The organism is Streptococcus gwangjuensis (genome assembly GCF_028156745.1).
GTDB classification, from domain to species: domain Bacteria; phylum Bacillota; class Bacilli; order Lactobacillales; family Streptococcaceae; genus Streptococcus; species Streptococcus gwangjuense_A.
The window spans coordinates 1-299 of sequence record NZ_JAODJG010000015.1 but is presented as its reverse complement, the minus strand read 5'-3'; the positions used below and the strand labels follow the sequence as shown (position 1 = coordinate 299).

At 40.8% G+C, this 299-nt stretch carries 1 pseudogene; it reads right to left on the bottom strand.

Annotated elements, in window-relative coordinates:
• Positions 1-228 (bottom strand): annotated as a pseudogene (locus N5909_RS00110) (dTDP-6-deoxy-3,4-keto-hexulose isomerase); the annotation flags it as partial.
• Positions 229-299 lie beyond the last annotated feature (71 nt).

The window sequence follows — 299 nt, the reverse complement described above, 5'->3', positions numbered from 1 at the left end:
TCCTCCTAGACTCTCTGAAAAGAGGATAACTCCTCTAAGTAGGGGAACCATTATATTTTCCGCATAAGACTTAGCGCTATCATAGGCTGCCCCTTGCAACTCCTCCTCTGTAATAAAATTATTAAAGGCACTAATGACATCGTTATAATAATTCACACGGCTACTTAATACACTATTTGCTGTACTACCCTGCGAATCTGCTGCGCCTATATCTACTTTAATCCCCATTCTTCTCCTCCTTCTCCTCATTTTGTAATTCAAGACGGCGTTGTTGAAAAAGAAGTTCCTCTTTTTCGCCC